The 14411-nt window shown below is 60.5% G+C and carries 11 protein-coding genes and 1 pseudogene; 5 read left to right on the plus strand and 7 right to left on the minus strand.

Features of this window, described 5'->3' with window-relative positions:
• Nucleotides 1–127: 127 nt before the first annotated feature.
• A complete protein-coding gene (locus AC3IX1_RS16095) occupies nucleotides 128–1411 on the plus strand; it encodes an NAD(P)/FAD-dependent oxidoreductase (protein WP_489384920.1) in 1284 nt (427 codons plus the stop codon).
• Nucleotides 1412–1620: 209 nt separating this feature from the next.
• Here the strand turns inward: AC3IX1_RS16095 and AC3IX1_RS16100 are convergent, their stop codons facing one another.
• Nucleotides 1621–2403, minus strand: coding sequence for a DeoR/GlpR family DNA-binding transcription regulator (locus AC3IX1_RS16100; protein WP_489384921.1), 783 nt, complete (start codon nucleotides 2401–2403; stop codon nucleotides 1621–1623).
• A gap of 401 nt (nucleotides 2404–2804) precedes the next feature.
• Between AC3IX1_RS16100 and speF the strand changes: the two genes are divergently transcribed.
• The gene (speF, locus tag AC3IX1_RS16105; RefSeq protein WP_489384922.1) at nucleotides 2805–4988 is read left to right on the plus strand and encodes an ornithine decarboxylase SpeF; all 2184 of its coding nucleotides are present in this window, start codon (nucleotides 2805–2807) and stop codon (nucleotides 4986–4988) included.
• 50 nt (nucleotides 4989–5038) lie between these two features.
• On the opposite strand, the gene ppk2 is transcribed toward speF, so the two are convergent.
• Nucleotides 5039–5857, minus strand: coding sequence for a polyphosphate kinase 2 (gene ppk2 / locus AC3IX1_RS16110; RefSeq protein ID WP_489384923.1), 819 nt, complete (start codon nucleotides 5855–5857; stop codon nucleotides 5039–5041).
• 58 nt (nucleotides 5858–5915) lie between these two features.
• Nucleotides 5916–7637, minus strand: a complete 1722-nt coding sequence (locus tag AC3IX1_RS16115) for a SulP family inorganic anion transporter (RefSeq protein WP_489384924.1) — start codon at nucleotides 7635–7637, stop codon at nucleotides 5916–5918.
• Nucleotides 7638–7959: 322 nt separating this feature from the next.
• Between AC3IX1_RS16115 and AC3IX1_RS16120 the strand changes: the two genes are divergently transcribed.
• Together AC3IX1_RS16120 and AC3IX1_RS16125 are read left to right on the plus strand one after the other, a co-directional pair.
• Nucleotides 7960–8412: a hypothetical protein gene (locus AC3IX1_RS16120; RefSeq protein WP_489384925.1), complete on the plus strand. Its 453-nt coding sequence runs from the start codon at nucleotides 7960–7962 to the stop codon at nucleotides 8410–8412.
• 280 nt (nucleotides 8413–8692) lie between these two features.
• Nucleotides 8693–9640, plus strand: a complete 948-nt coding sequence (locus AC3IX1_RS16125) for a helix-turn-helix transcriptional regulator (protein ID WP_489384926.1) — start codon at nucleotides 8693–8695, stop codon at nucleotides 9638–9640.
• 113 nt (nucleotides 9641–9753) lie between these two features.
• On the opposite strand, the pseudogene AC3IX1_RS16130 reads toward AC3IX1_RS16125, so the two are convergent.
• The 3 genes and pseudogenes from AC3IX1_RS16130 to AC3IX1_RS16140 form a co-directional block, all read right to left on the minus strand.
• Nucleotides 9754–11673, minus strand: a pseudogene (locus AC3IX1_RS16130) (tyrosine-protein phosphatase).
• 284 nt (nucleotides 11674–11957) lie between these two features.
• Nucleotides 11958–12473 carry a hypothetical protein gene (locus AC3IX1_RS16135; protein ID WP_489384927.1) on the minus strand — a complete coding sequence of 172 codons (516 nt, stop codon included), beginning with the start codon at nucleotides 12471–12473 and terminating at the stop codon, nucleotides 11958–11960.
• Nucleotides 12474–12571: 98 nt separating this feature from the next.
• Nucleotides 12572–13021: an anti-virulence regulator CigR family protein gene (locus AC3IX1_RS16140; protein WP_489384928.1), complete on the minus strand. Its 450-nt coding sequence runs from the start codon at nucleotides 13019–13021 to the stop codon at nucleotides 12572–12574.
• A gap of 616 nt (nucleotides 13022–13637) precedes the next feature.
• Here AC3IX1_RS16140 and AC3IX1_RS16145 point away from each other — a divergent pair.
• Nucleotides 13638–13931 carry a hypothetical protein gene (locus AC3IX1_RS16145; protein WP_056727952.1) on the plus strand — a complete coding sequence of 98 codons (294 nt, stop codon included), beginning with the start codon at nucleotides 13638–13640 and terminating at the stop codon, nucleotides 13929–13931.
• A gap of 53 nt (nucleotides 13932–13984) precedes the next feature.
• Here AC3IX1_RS16145 and AC3IX1_RS16150 read toward each other — a convergent pair whose 3' ends face one another.
• Nucleotides 13985–14407, minus strand: coding sequence for a hypothetical protein (locus AC3IX1_RS16150; protein ID WP_489384929.1), 423 nt, complete (start codon nucleotides 14405–14407; stop codon nucleotides 13985–13987).
• Nucleotides 14408–14411: the final 4 nt, after the last annotated feature.

The following is a 14411-nucleotide window of genomic DNA, read 5'->3' on the forward strand; positions in this document are numbered from 1 at the left end:
CGAATGCGGAATGTCATTCGACATCAACGGTGAATGACACTCCGCTATCGCGAGCAGGCTCGCTCCCACAGGTTGCGCACTTCGACTGGCTGGCATTGGGTTCTCCCAAATTTGTGTGGACACCGACATGACTCAACGTTGCAATTCCTACTACACCGCCACCCTCAACCAGGACACCGATTACCCGACGCTGCAAGGCCGGCACCGGGTTGACGTGGTGATCATCGGCGGCGGTTTCACCGGCGTGGCCACCGCCGTCGAGCTGGCGGAAAAAGGCCTGAAGGTCGCCATCGTCGAAAGCCACAAGATCGGCTGGGGCGCCACCGGGCGCAACGGCGGCCAGGTCACCGGCAGCCTGTCGGGCGATGACGCCATGCGCAAACAGATGCGCCGCAGCATTGGTGATGAAGTCGACGATTTCATCTGGAACCTGCGCTGGCGCGGGCACCAGATCATCCAGCAGCGCGTGGAAAAATACGGCATCGCCTGCGACCTCAAGCACGGCCACCTGCATGCGGCGTACAAACCCGCGCACATGGTCGGCTTGCGCAAGGATTACGAAGAGGCGGTGCACCGTGGCATGGGCGACGAGGTCAGCCTGCTCGACCGCAGCCAGGTACGCGACCTGCTGCAAAGCGAGCTCCACCACGGCGCGATCAAGAACACCCGCAACATGCACCTGCATCCGCTCAACCTGTGCATCGGCGAAGCACGGGCGGCCGAGAGCCTGGGTGCGTTGATCTTCGAGAACAGCGAAGTGCTGGAGATCACCCATGGAGACACGCCAGGCGTACGTACCGCCCACGGGCACATCGATGCCAATCAGGTGCTGCTGGCCGGCGACGTCTACCACAAGCTGGAACCGGGCAAGCTCAAGGGCAAGATTTTCCCGGCCATGGGCGGCATCGTCACTACCGCGCCGCTGGGCGATCTGGCCAGGCAGATCAACCCCGAAGACCTGGCGGTCTACGACTGCCGTTTCGTGCTCGACTACTACCGCCTCACCGCCGACGGTCGCCTGTTGTTTGGTGGCGGTGCCAACTACAGCGGCAAGGATTCGCGGGACATCGCCGCCGAACTGCGCCCGTGCATCGAGCAGACCTTCCCGGCGCTCAAGGGCGTGGCCATTGATTACCAGTGGAGCTGCGCGATGGGCATCGTGATCAACCGCATTCCGCAACTGGGCAAGCTGTCGGATAACGTCTGGTATTGCCAGGGCTACTCCGGCCACGGCATCGCCACCACCCACATCATGGGTGAAATCATGGGCCGGGCGATCACAGGAAAACTGGAGCAGTTCGACACCTTCGCCGCCTGCCAGCACATCCGCGTGCCCATGGGCGACCTGCTCGGCAACCCGATGCTTGCTGCGGGCATGTGGTACTACCAGATGCTTGAGCGATTGCGCTGAGCCATTGGCTGCACATCCGGCATTGATGTTGTTTGTGCTGACCTCTCGCGAGCAGGCTCGCTCCTACAAGGGTTGTTTGCCGGCCTCGATATTTATGGTCGACATCAATCCCTGTGGGAGCGGGCTTGCCCGCGAAGAGGCCGGTACATTCAACACACATTCAGCGCCAGTCACACCGCCATCGCGAGCAGGCTCCCACAAAGACCTAATCAAGCCTGCACCACCTCAATCCCCAGCGCCCGGTAGTCCTCGACATTGCCTGACGCCACATGCCGTTCGGTGATCAGCGTGTGCACGCGGCTACAAGGCGCGACGACAAAGGGTTCCACCGCACCGAGCTTGTCCGCCGTAGTAACGGCGATCACGTGGGAGGCACAGTCGAGCATCGCCTGTTTCACCGGCACCTCATCGAAATGCAGTGAGCTCAAGCCCACCTGCGGGTGAATCGCGCAGACCCCGGTAAACAGCAGATCGGCCTTGATCCCCGCCAGCAACCGCAGGGTTTCGTGGCCGTTGGCCGACATCGTCGCCGGGTTGAGCTGGCCGCCGGCCAGGATCACCTTGATGCCTTTGTATTCGGACAAGGTGATGGCCGTCATCGGCGACGCGGTGATCGCAGTAATGGCGATGTCCGCCGGCAACGAGCGCGCGATCTGCAAGGTGGTGGTGCCGGAGTCGAATACCACGATCTGACCGTCCTGCACCTGTCGCGCCGCCAGTTGCGCCAGATGGGTTTTCACTTCATCGGTTTCGCTGATCCGGGTGAAATAGTCCTTGCCCGTGTCTTTGGGTCGCGGCAACGCCCCGCCGTGCACCCGCTGCACCAGGCCGACGCTGGCCAGCTCCGCCAGATCGCGGCGGATGGTGTCTTCGGACACCGCGAAATGCTGGCTCAATTCCGAGGCCATGACCTTGCCATCACGTTCGAGGATCAACAGGATTTTTTGCCGGCGTACGGATGGAAGTTCGGCAGCGGAATGGTTGTCGTGCATGTTTTTGCTCGTTTATGCATGTAATTGCGTGTTACACGAGAGTATCCGCAACCCTGGGCAAAAACAACGAACCGGCCAAGTATCATTTTTTTCGATCTTTCAAATCATTACACCGAATTTTTTATTTTCCCGTGACCTGTTCAAGATGGCGCCGTCAATCATGTTTCGGATGGAAACCTCATGAATATCAATTTTGCTTTTGCGTGCATGATCGTGGTCTCGTTCACGATCGCGCTGGTGCACGCCTGACCGACAGGTCGCGGTAAAAAGCCTGACAGATCAGGAATATGCTCTATAACCAGTGGTGACACGATTTCCGAGCAGGGGAACTGGAAGGCTCCCCGGAAGTTGATCTCTAAAAAAGCTGCGGACAATTGAGTGCCCGCCAGGAGACACCACCGATGAAAGCCCTGAAAATCGCCGCCAGTGAAGGCGCATCTGCTTGTTTCCTGAACGCCCGGGAGGTGGTTCCGCTCGGTCACACCGACTTCACCGACGTCGCCGTGGCTGTGGTGTCGGTCAATGATGTGTTGGCCGGATCCCTCGATATCATTCAGCGCACCGGTTTTGATATTCCGATCTTCCTGGTGGCGTCCCCCGGCACCAGCACCCGCCCCCGAGAGGTCTACAAACACCTCAATGACGTGCTGCTGCAGGTGAACGGCATCTTCGACCTGTCGCCCAGCAACGTCGAATACCACGGCAACCAACTGGAGACCGCCGCCAAGGCCTACGAAGAAAGCCTGCTGCCACCCTTCTTCGATGCCCTCAAACACTACACCGAGGCGGCCAACGCCACCTTTGCCTGCCCCGGCCACCAGGGCGGCCAGTTCTTTCGCAAGCACCCGGCCGGGCGGCAGTTTTTCGATTTCTTCGGCGAGACGCTGTTTCGCGCCGACATGTGCAACGCCGACGTCAAGCTCGGCGACCTGCTGATCCACGAAGGCCCGGCGCTGCTGGCGCAGAAACACGCAGCGCAAGTGTTCAATGCGGACAAGACCTACTTCGTGCTCAACGGCACCTCGGCCTCGAACAAGGTGGTGACCAACGCCCTGTTGACCCCCGGTGACCTGGTACTGTTCGACCGCAACAACCACAAGTCCAACCACCAGGGCGCGCTGCTGCAGGCCGGTGCCACGCCGGTCTATCTGGAAACCGCGCGCAACCCCTACGGCTTCATCGGCGGCATCGACGCCCACTGTTTCGACGAAGACTACCTGCGCGAGCTGATCGCCGAAGTCGCCCCGGACAAGGCCCAGCTGCCCCGACCGTTCCGCCTGGCGATCATTCAGCTGGGCACCTACGACGGCACCATCTACAACGCCCGGCAAGTGGTCGACCGCATCGGCAAGCTGTGTGACTACATCCTGTTCGACTCGGCGTGGGTCGGCTACGAGCAGTTCATCCCGATGATGAAGGACTGCTCGCCACTGTTGCTCGACCTCAACGAGAACGACCCGGGCATCTTCGTCACCCAGTCGGTGCACAAACAGCAGGCCGGTTTTTCCCAGGCCTCCCAGGTGCACAAGAAGGACCGGCACATCAAAGGCCAGGCGCGCTATTGCAACCATCACCGGCTCAACAACGCGTTCATGGCCCAGGCCTCCACCAGCCCGTTCTACCCGCTGTTCGCCTCACTGGATGTGAACGCGCGCATCCACTCCGGCCGCAGCGGCCTGCGCCTGTGGGAAGACTGCGTGAAGTTCGGCATCGAAGCGCGCAAGTTGATCCTCGAAGCCTGCACCATGGTCCGCCCGTTCGTGCCCTACAGCATTGAAGGGCGCGCATGGGAAGACTATCCAACGGACGAGATTGCCAACGACATCCGCTTCTTCGAGTTCCATCCCAAGGACCGCTGGCACGCCTTCGCTGGCTACGCCGAGAAGCAGTACTTCATCGACCCGTGCAAGTTGCTGTTCACCACCCCGGGCATCGACCCGGTGGACGGCAGCTACACCGACTTCGGCATTCATGCCGGCATCCTGGCCAACTTCCTGCGCGAGAACGGCATCGTCCCGGAAAAATGCGACCTCAACTCGATCCTGTTCCTGCTCACCCCGGCCGAAGACTGGGCGAAGATGACCCACCTGGCCGCGCAGATCGCCCGCTTCGAACGTTTCATCAGCGATGACGCACCGATGAGCCGGGTGCTGCCAGCCATCTACGCGCAGCATGAGGAGCGCTATCGCAACTACACCATCCGCCAGCTCTGCCAGGAAATGCACGACCTGTACCGCCACCACAATGTGCAGCAGTTGCAGAAGGACATGTTCCGCAAGGAGCACTTCCCGAAAAAGGCCATGAACCCGCAGCAAGCGCAAATCGAGTACATCCGCGGCAACGTCGAACTGGTGGCGCTGGCGGACGCCGACGGGCGTATCGCCGCCGAGGGTGCGCTGCCTTACCCGCCGGGCGTCTTGTGCGTGGTGCCGGGTGAAATCTGGGGTGGCGCGGTGTTGAAGTACTTCCTGGCGCTGGAGGAAGGCATCAACCGCTTGCCGGGCTTCACACCGGAACTGCAAGGCGTGTACCTGAAGCAGGAAGGCGGTCGTACCCGGGCCTATGGGTACGTGATCAAGGCCTGATGGCATGCGGCAGGAGCCGGCGTGGGCCGGCTTCTGCCCAATGCATCGTTCTAGAATTTTTCCGCGATGAACTTGAACGGATAGTTCGGATCCCGATAGTTACCAGGACTTTGGCGCTTGGGCAGTTTCACTTTTGCCCGCGGTACTTCCTCGTAAGGAATACTGCCCAGCACATCGCTGATGATGTTCAGTCGCGCCCGTCGCTTGTCATTCGAGTTGGCGACCCGCCACGGGGCGAATTTGGTGTCGGTGTACTTGAACATGTCGTCCCGGGCACGGGAGTAGTCGTACCAGCGGTTATAGGACTTGAGGTCCATGGGTGACAGCTTCCAGATCTTGCGCCCGTCGGTGATACGCGCCTTGAGGCGTCGGGTCTGTTCCTCCTGGCTCACTTCAAGCCAGTATTTGATCAGGATGATTCCGGACTCGACCAAGGCCTGCTCGACGCGCGGCGCCACGGTGAGAAACGTGCGCACCTGCTCTTCGCTGCAAAAGCCCATGACCCGCTCGACACCGGCGCGGTTGTACCAGCTGCGATCAAATATCACCACTTCACCGGCCGCCGGCAGGTGCGGCAGATAACGCTGCAAATACATCTGGCTTTTTTCCCGGTCGGTCGGTGCCGGCAACGCCATCACCCGGAATATCCGCGGACTGACTCGTTCAGTGAGCGCCTTGATCGTCCCACCCTTGCCGGCACCATCGCGGCCCTCGAAGATGATGCATATCTTGGCGCCCGTGTGCTGCACCCACTCCTGCAGCTTGACCATCTCGACATGCAGCTTCGCCAGTTCCTCGAGATAAACCTTGTTCTTGAGCTTGTCGCCTTCAACCGGTCTTTTTTTCGGTACAGCCTTCTTCTTTGCCATGCCCGTTACCTCCTTCAATGCGTCACACAGTGTCCGGAGTGCGCCCGGCCGCGTTCATTCAGGGTCTACTGCGCTGGTAGTGTTCCACCGCCTGCTCCAGGTTCAGGAACATGCGCGCCTCGCCCAGCGTATGGCCCAACGGTGCCTTGATGACCATGTCCCATACACCCGGGCTCATGCCCACCAGCCACAATGAAATGCCTTTTTCCTGCAGTTGCTGTTCCGCCCCGGTGAGCATTTTCAGCGCGGTGTATTCCAGGTCGAACACGCTGCGCAGGTCCAGAACCACGACCTTGGGGTCCGCCACGTCAATCAGCGGCCGGATCTTGTCGGCGATGCGCTCGGCATTGGCGAAGAACACCCGTCCTTCGGGCCTGAGCAACAGCAGCCCGTCAAAGTGTTCGTCTTCGAGGTGTTCGGCGGACTGCGGGCGATAGACGTTGGTGCCGGGCTTGCGTCCCAGGACATGCACGGGCGGGTCCGAGACCTGATAGGCCAAGGCCAGCAACGAGACGATGATCGCCACGACGATCCCTTGCAGTGTGCCCAGCAACATCACGCCGATCATGGCCACCACGGCCCAGGCAAATTCGGTACGGCGAACCGACAGGATTTCGCGAAATTCCGCCGGCTCGATCAGGCCCACCGAATACACGATCACCACGGCGGCGAGCGTGGCGTTGGGCATCAGACCAATGAGCGGTGCCAACAGCAGGCACGTGCCCAGTGCCAGGGCAGCGGTGACCAGTGCAGCCAGTTGCGAACGGGCGCCGGCCAGGCGGTTCACCGCCGTTTGGGTGGTCCCGCCACCCGCGACCATGGCCCCGAGAAACGCACCGCCGATGTTGGCAACGCCGGTGGCCAACAGTTCCCGGTTCGGTTGTGGCGCAGGCTCGTCACCGCGGGCAAAAGCGCGCCCCGCCGCGATGGTTTCGGTGAAACTCATCAGCGCGATCCCCATCGCCGAGGACCACAGGGTCTCGGCCATCGACCATACCGGCAGGGTCGGCGCGGGCAACCCGATCGGCACCACGCCGACGGCGGACACACCAAAGCGCTCCAGGCCAAACAGGCTCATGCCGATGATGCCAAGCGCCACTGCAATCAAGGGTGCGGGCAGCCGGGGCGTAAACCGCTTCATGCCCACCAGCAGCAGGACCATGAACACACCGACCGCCACGGTCGGCAGCGAGGCATGACCGACGCTCTGGACCGTGGCCACCAGGTTGTGCAGGAAGCCGCCTTTGTCGATGTGCGTGCCCAACAGCTTGGGCAACTGGTCGAGCACGATGACCACGCCGATGCCGGCCTTGAAACCCACCAGTACCGGTTCGGAAATGAAATTGGCGACGAAACCCAGGCGCAGCAGCCCGGCGACGATCAGGATCGCGCCCACCATCAGGGCCAGCGTGGCGGAACCGGCGAGCAAGGTCGCCGCATCGCCAGCGGGGCTGATCTGGCCCAGCGCGGAGCCGGCGAGAATGGCCAGGGTGGTCGTGGTGCTGACGCTAAGCGGGCGCGACGTGCCGAGCACGGCATAGATCACCATCGGCACCAGCACCGTGTACAGCCCGACCTGCACCGGCAGGCCGGCAATGGTGGCGTACGCCAGCGCCTTGGGAATGACCACGGCCGCTGCCGTCATCCCGGCGACCACATCGCCTCGCAACCAGTCTGGCCGATAGCTGCCGAGCCATTCCGGGATCAACAGGCTGCGCACGGTACCCCGCTGTGGAGTACCCGGAATCCGCTCTTGCGGATGGCTGCCTTGTTGATTCATCAGTCACTCCAGTGGCAAATCTTCCACGCGGATGATGAGTGGGCTCAACTGACCGCACAATCCTTTAACTGCACGCGCAACCATTGCAAACCCTCATCGGCATCAAGGCGCGTGTGCCAGCAGGCAATCCACGCAGACTCGACCAGTTACAAATGTAGCCGGTTTGCACGGCTACGCCGCCACATGGCTGGCGAAGGAGACAGATGCCCCACCATCACCACTAAAAAATGGAAAGCCTTATATGGACGACGTCATGAAAGCGATAAATGAGCTATACCCGCTAATTCCCCCCATTGCAGTTCTTCAACTCAGGAGTTTGGCAATGAAGCTCAGAACCCCACTGGCAGCACTCATGGTTGCGGCATGCCTTTTCGGCTGCACCACTTCATCGACCCATGGCGTGAACGTTAACCTGACCGCAACCCGGCAAAACGCCGGTCAGATCGGCACCGTCACCTTGACCGACTGGGACAAGAAAACCGGGCTCAGTTTCTTCATCAGCGGTGCTCCAATGGGGGTTACCCTGCCCCTGCGCCTTTACTCGTTCATCAATAACGGCACCTGCCAGCAACCCGGGTCAGTCGCCTACGCGATGAACGACACCGTCAACACCGAAGCCCAACCCGTACGCGGCTGGTCTTTTACCAGAACCGCGCCTGTGCCGTTGCAAACCCTGCTTGACGGCAAGTATTCGGTGGTCGTGCGAACGGCTTCGACCGATGGCAACGTCGATATCTTTTGCGGGGATATCAAGGCAACAGAGCCGGTGAAATAGCCGCGGCCCTTGCAGGCCAGCCCACGCCCGAGTACCGCTCGCGCCACCGGTTGTCCGGTGCGAGCGGTGGCGTCGGGTGAACTGAAAGGGGGCCGGCGGCAACAACCAGTAACAAACCTGTCATTACTCACTGATAACGTTCAAGCGCTTTCCCGAACCGCATCCGCTCGATCTTCGATCGCCCAGTTCCCTGTACCAGGGCTTTGCCCATCCTCTCAAGGTGCCACTTCAGGTGTACTCAAGCACAACGCGCAAGCAAATCATCATCAGATCCAACGACATGAGCTGTGACGACTTTGGCGCGTTGTTCTCGAATATGTTCGGCAACCTCTATTCCGACTCTCCGCCACCGCCGAAAAACATCATCATTGGCGGGGTCTATGGCCGGCACGAAGGTGTCAGTTTTCGTCGCATGCACTATCGCGGTGACTTCACGGTGGCTTTTCCCGCCCCACTTGATGAAATCACCTTCGTCATTCCCACCGCCGGCAAGATCATTTTCAACCACGTCACCGAGTCGGTCGGTTTCGCGCAAATAGGCCTGGCGATCGACAAGGCCGAGGTCCGCTCGGCGCGCTTTGTCGACAACCACGCACAGCACGGGATTTCGATCAGCCGCCGGCTGATTACCGAGCGCCTGTCGACGCTGCTGGGCAAACCTATCCTGCAAAAGGTGCATTTCGAACCGGTGGTGGACCTGAATGTGTCGGCCTTGCAGGGCATCCGGGCGTTGATTGAACTGGCCACGGGCACCGAGTTCGACCTGCTGATCAATACAGGTTCGCTGATGCCTTCGCGCCTTCGCGAGATGCTGGTCGATGCGGTACTGGAAGCCTGGCCGCACAACTTCACCGAAGCCCTCCAGCGCCCTTCCCCACTGATAGCGCCGCGGCATGTGAAGCTGGCCGTCGAGTACATTCAGGAGCATCCCGACCACCTGGCCAGCGGCACCGAGCTGGCGCAACTGACCAACGTCAGCCTGCGCGCATTGCAGGAAGGTTTTCAGCGTTTCATGGGCACTTCAATCGTTGCCTATCAGCGCCAGGTCCGCCTGGAGCGCGCCTATGCCGCGCTGTCCCAGGGGGTGTCGCCATCGGTGACAGACGTGGCCTTGCAACACGGCTTCAGCAATGTCGGCCGGTTTTGCCAGTATTTCCAGAGTGCCTACGGCATCAGTCCCGCAGACGTGAGAAAGGGCTTGCGAACGCGGTCAATGGCGATCAATTGAGAAATTGTGGGAGCGAGCCTGCTCGCGAAGGGGCCTGAAGACTCAATATCAATATTGCCTGCCTGTCAGATCACTATCGCGAACCAGCTCCCACAGATTGCCTCAACTGATCGTCAGAACAGATAACTGGCCTTCAGCCCGCCATTGAAGCCGTGGCTGTCGCCGCCACCGCTGGCGCCGATTTCCGCACCCACACTCCACGGCCCAAGGTTGGCCATGACATTGACCCCGCCCGTGAACTGGTCACGGTTGTCGAAGGCGGCTTGCTGTTCAATGTCCAGGCCCAGCAATTGCCCTTCGCTGTCGACTTCAGGGTCGCCCAACACATGCTCGTAGCCCACTTGCACCCCCGGCACCACTTGCCAGGCGCCGAGGCTGACAGGTGCAAAGGATGCGTTGAGGTTGGCCACCGCGCTCTTGCGGGTCTCGTGGATGCCGTCGACGTCCAGGGCCAGTTCGCTGCCTTTTTCCTGGAAGCCCGACAGGTTGACGTGGCTGACACGCAGGCCGAGGCTCGGCTCGAGAGTCACGCCGTTCACCGGCACACGGTAACCGAGCGCCAGGGTCGCGCCGGTGAGGTTGCCATGGCTGTCGCCCTTGGCCGTGCCCAGACCGCCGCCCAGTTCGCGCTTGCTCTCGTAATCGAGGTAGCCGGCGCTGGCATCGGCATCCACAAACAGGCCACGCTCCAGACCGTTCGGGGCAAAGCGTGCGCCGACGCTGAAGAAGGTCAGGTCGGTATCGGCCTCGCCACCTGCGCCACCGACATTGCCGCTGCTGTAGCCGAAGCCGGCATGGGCGCTGAGCTGTTCGGAAAAGCGCTGGGTCAGGCCAATCATCATGCCCTGGCTATGCTCGTTGCTGCTGGAGGCCTGGGACGAACCGTCGGTGCCCAGATACCCCGCCAGGGCGGTGCTCCACAGGCGATATTGCCCGGCCTTGAGGTCGATGCCGCTGGTGAACGGCGCAGCGGCCTGCTCGATCATCGCGCCCTGGCGCAGCAGGTAGCTGGCGGCGTCGGCGTGCACCTGACCGCCGACGGTGGACTCTACGCCACCGAGGCTACGGGCATCGATGGCCGACTGCAGGTAGTAGTTTTAAGCGCTGTAGGTGCCCGACAGGTTGCTGTTCTGCAGTTGTTGCAACAACTGCGCGCCGGCCGCGGCGTTGCCCGCCAGGTCCGCCGCGCCCGGCAGGCTGTTGTAGAACACCATCTTGCCGCGCAGCACGTAGATGGTTTCCTGGGACAGGCCGAGGCCTTCCTTGAGGTAGTTATCCATCGTGCCGTACTGCGCGGTCACCTCGTCCAGGCCGGCTTGCAGGTAACTGGCCTCCACACCGATCAACGGTCCATAGATGGTCGCCAGGCGCGGTGGCAACGCCGCCAGAGTCGCCTTGATGCGCGCGGCGGTGTAGTCGTTGGTCGCCAGGTAGTTGCTCATGATGGTGGCATCGTCGACCCCGGCGATGCTTTGCAGCACCGCGGCGGTCCAGCCCGTACGGTCCTTGCCGGCGGTGCAATGGAACAACGCGGCGCCGTCGACCGTGGCCAGCTCATTGAACAGCTGGTTGAACTCGTTGCGCATCCCCGCGTTCCTGACGAAATCGCGGTTGGTGTCCTGCATCATCGCGGTGGCTTCGGCGGCGCTGTGGAACGCAACGTTGGTGATGTTCGCGCCGGACGTTGAGCCGCCGATGATGTCGATGTTGGTGTAGGTCGCGCCCGTGGGCATCGTGTCGGGCGTGGCAGCGATCTCGCTGGGTGTGCGCAGGTCGTAGACCGCCTTGATGCCCTGGCCGTTCAGGGTCGCCAGATCCGCCGCCGACGGCGTCAACGCATTGGAGCGGTAAAACACCCCGCCACGCATGGTGCCGTCATTGGCCGTCGAATACGCGGTGGTGAGACCGGCGACATCGCGGAAGTTGTCGATGCTCTTCAGGCGTGGGGTGTTGAGGGAGACAGTCTCGGCAGCCTGGGCGGCAGCGATGGACAGGCTCAAAACAGACAGCGAACACACAAGTCGTTGGAACACAGTGCAGCCTCATTGAAATCGCGTTGGGCTGACTAATATCTACAATGAAATGGCGCTGAACATGACAAAACGCCTGCAAACGCAAATCACTGCGCGATGTGTCCAGGCGGCTCGTTTTCTGTCCGTGTAATGCCTGTTGTGCGGCCAGCTTTGGCGCGGGATGTGAGTGATGCACTTGGCAGGGTGCGAGATGCGCAATGACCGATGATCAAATTCCAGTTGCAAAAAACCCGCCTTTCAGCGGGTTTTTGGCTTTTCAGAAACTGATGTCTACAACCGCGAACTCAATGGGTTTTTTTCGAGGTCGACAGCCCGGCTTTACTCAAGCCTTTGGTGTTGTGCTCACCCGGCGTCGAGGCCGAAATAGCCCTGGCCTTGGAGATGCCGCGAGTATCTTTGGAATGGGCGATGCCTGAGGTCGTGGAGCCATGACCGTTGTCATCGTTGCGCTCACTACCGTAGTGGTTCCCGCTCAGGCCATGGTCGCGCACGGATTTGCCGGCATGGTCGCTGTCCAGCCCGTTGCCGCGGCCGTTACTGCCGGAGTGGCCTGAGCCGGCGTGTCCGCCACCCATACCGCCGCCGTGGCCTCCACCGTTTCCACCGCCGTTTCCGCCACCATTTCCGCCGCCGTTTCCACCACCGCCACCGCCGCCGTTTCCGCCGCCACCACCACCGCCACCGCCGTCCTTCGCGTATGCGGAACCCATGATCGACAGGCCATCAGGGAGTAACGGGGCGGCTGCAAGCATCATGGCGCATGACATTACAGCAACGAGACTCTTGTTTTTAAAAAGCATGATTGCTTCCGTAGGAGGTTGATATCGCGTGACGTATGACGCGATATCCCTCCAACAGTTCCAGCTCGACGACAGACGGCCAGGCTGCCATCCATACGTTAATCAAACGCACCGTCGAGAATTTCATAGACAAGCCCGGTGGCCAGCGCAACCAGGATCAGGTCCGTGCCGACTTGCTGCCATTCGTAGCCATCATAGTGGGGCAGCCTGCCGACCAGTCGGCCATCGAGTTTTTTGGCGATACCGGGTGGAAGCGGCTTGCCTCGGGCAAGGTTCTTTTGAATACCCGGTGGCAAATCAGGACCGGGGCTCCAGTAGCCCGTATTCACGCCAATGATCTCCAGCACGCTGCTCCGGTTGATGCTCGGGCCATTGCTCCAGTCCCCGCCGCCGCCGGAATTCTTGTTCTTGTTGCCATGACCACCCTGGTTGCCATGGTTGACCTTCCCGTTGCCCTGGCCGTTACCGGGATCGGCCAGCGCCGTCACCGAGCCGCAGACCAGAGTCAAACAGGTAACAGCTGCAATCAATGATCGAGTCCTGAACATGATTCATTCCTTCGTGGTGGGGAATATTCCCTGAAATTTAGACGTTATAGACGAAGTTGGTTCCATCGAGTCACCCACCGCCAAACCGTCTACGCTCGTCCGATCGAAGCCTTGCAGGCGTTTGCCGGAGGATGGGGCTTGTCGATCGCACATCCCTGACATCCGAAAAATATGTAGGAATTTACCCCCCGTGGCGAGGGAGCTTGCTCCCGCCGGGCTGCGAAGCGGACCTCATCCATTGCAACTCATTTCCTCAGACACACCGCAGTGCCCGGTTTTACGGCGGCAGAGCCGCCGAACGGGAGCAAGCTCCCTCGCCACAGGGGGCTTTGGGCGTCCTACAGGCCGGTTGCAGCAGTCGAAATCCATGCCTAATGTGCGCCGGTCGCTGACTTGAGTTGGCGATCGGGTTTCGCAGCCCTGTAGAAGATGGAACACAGCTAAATGACAACTGTGGCAAAATTTGCCGCCGTTTCGTTTTATGGCGGCTGTGTGTGGGAGACCTTCGGGTCTGCCGGCTTGACTCTTCTCCGGTCTGCGAACCCGCACATAGCTGCCACCCATTTGTTTCGCAGCAAAAGGTGGCACTTCATGAACCTTTGAAGAGTTCTACCTTATGACAATGCAAAATCCGCCTCGCCGCTTCACCCCCATGAAACAAATCGCCACCAGCTACCCCGTCCTCCTCATCGACAGCGACGCCCCGCTACGCGAACTCCACAACTGCGCCGCCGAACGCCTCAATGCCGTCCTGCAATACCTCAACCTCATGGCCTGCACCAGCCTCCCCGACTACGCCGAAAACGACATCAACACCGTCACCAACATTTCGCGGATTCTGCTTCAGGATGTGCGGGATGTGTTTGGCGTGATCGAGCAGCGAGGGTTTGAGGGGCCGAAGAAGCAGTGACATTCTTCAGGCACAAAAAACCCGCATTTCTGCGGGTTTTCAATGACCACCGTTCAGTTGGCTACAGCAGCCATCAGCAGACTGACGCACCGGAACTGTTTTTGAATACCGTCTAAAAAATTCATCTCCTCCGCCGATGGGTAATTGCACTGACTTGACCAGTTGTTTGCATAGGACCTGACCAGCTGTTTGCATGGGACTTGACCATCACGCTGCGTGGCCATGACCGGCAGAGAACGACCGATTCTGTTGAAAAAGTCGGTTCGCCCAAACAGCCTGGTCATTGACTGGTTAAAACGCCTTTTTTGCACACTGCTACGTGAAATCTGAGTCCGGAAGCCTCTGCCGAAAGTAAAGACTTCAATCTCGGACGCATACTTTTCTGCTGCGGAAACCATGGTCGACTTTTTCAACAGAATCGACCCAAAGCAGCCTTTCACGAAACGAAAACGATCGACCACCTTTTGCCGGGGCATGGCA

This window comes from Pseudomonas sp. KH_046_2 (genome assembly GCF_057838985.1).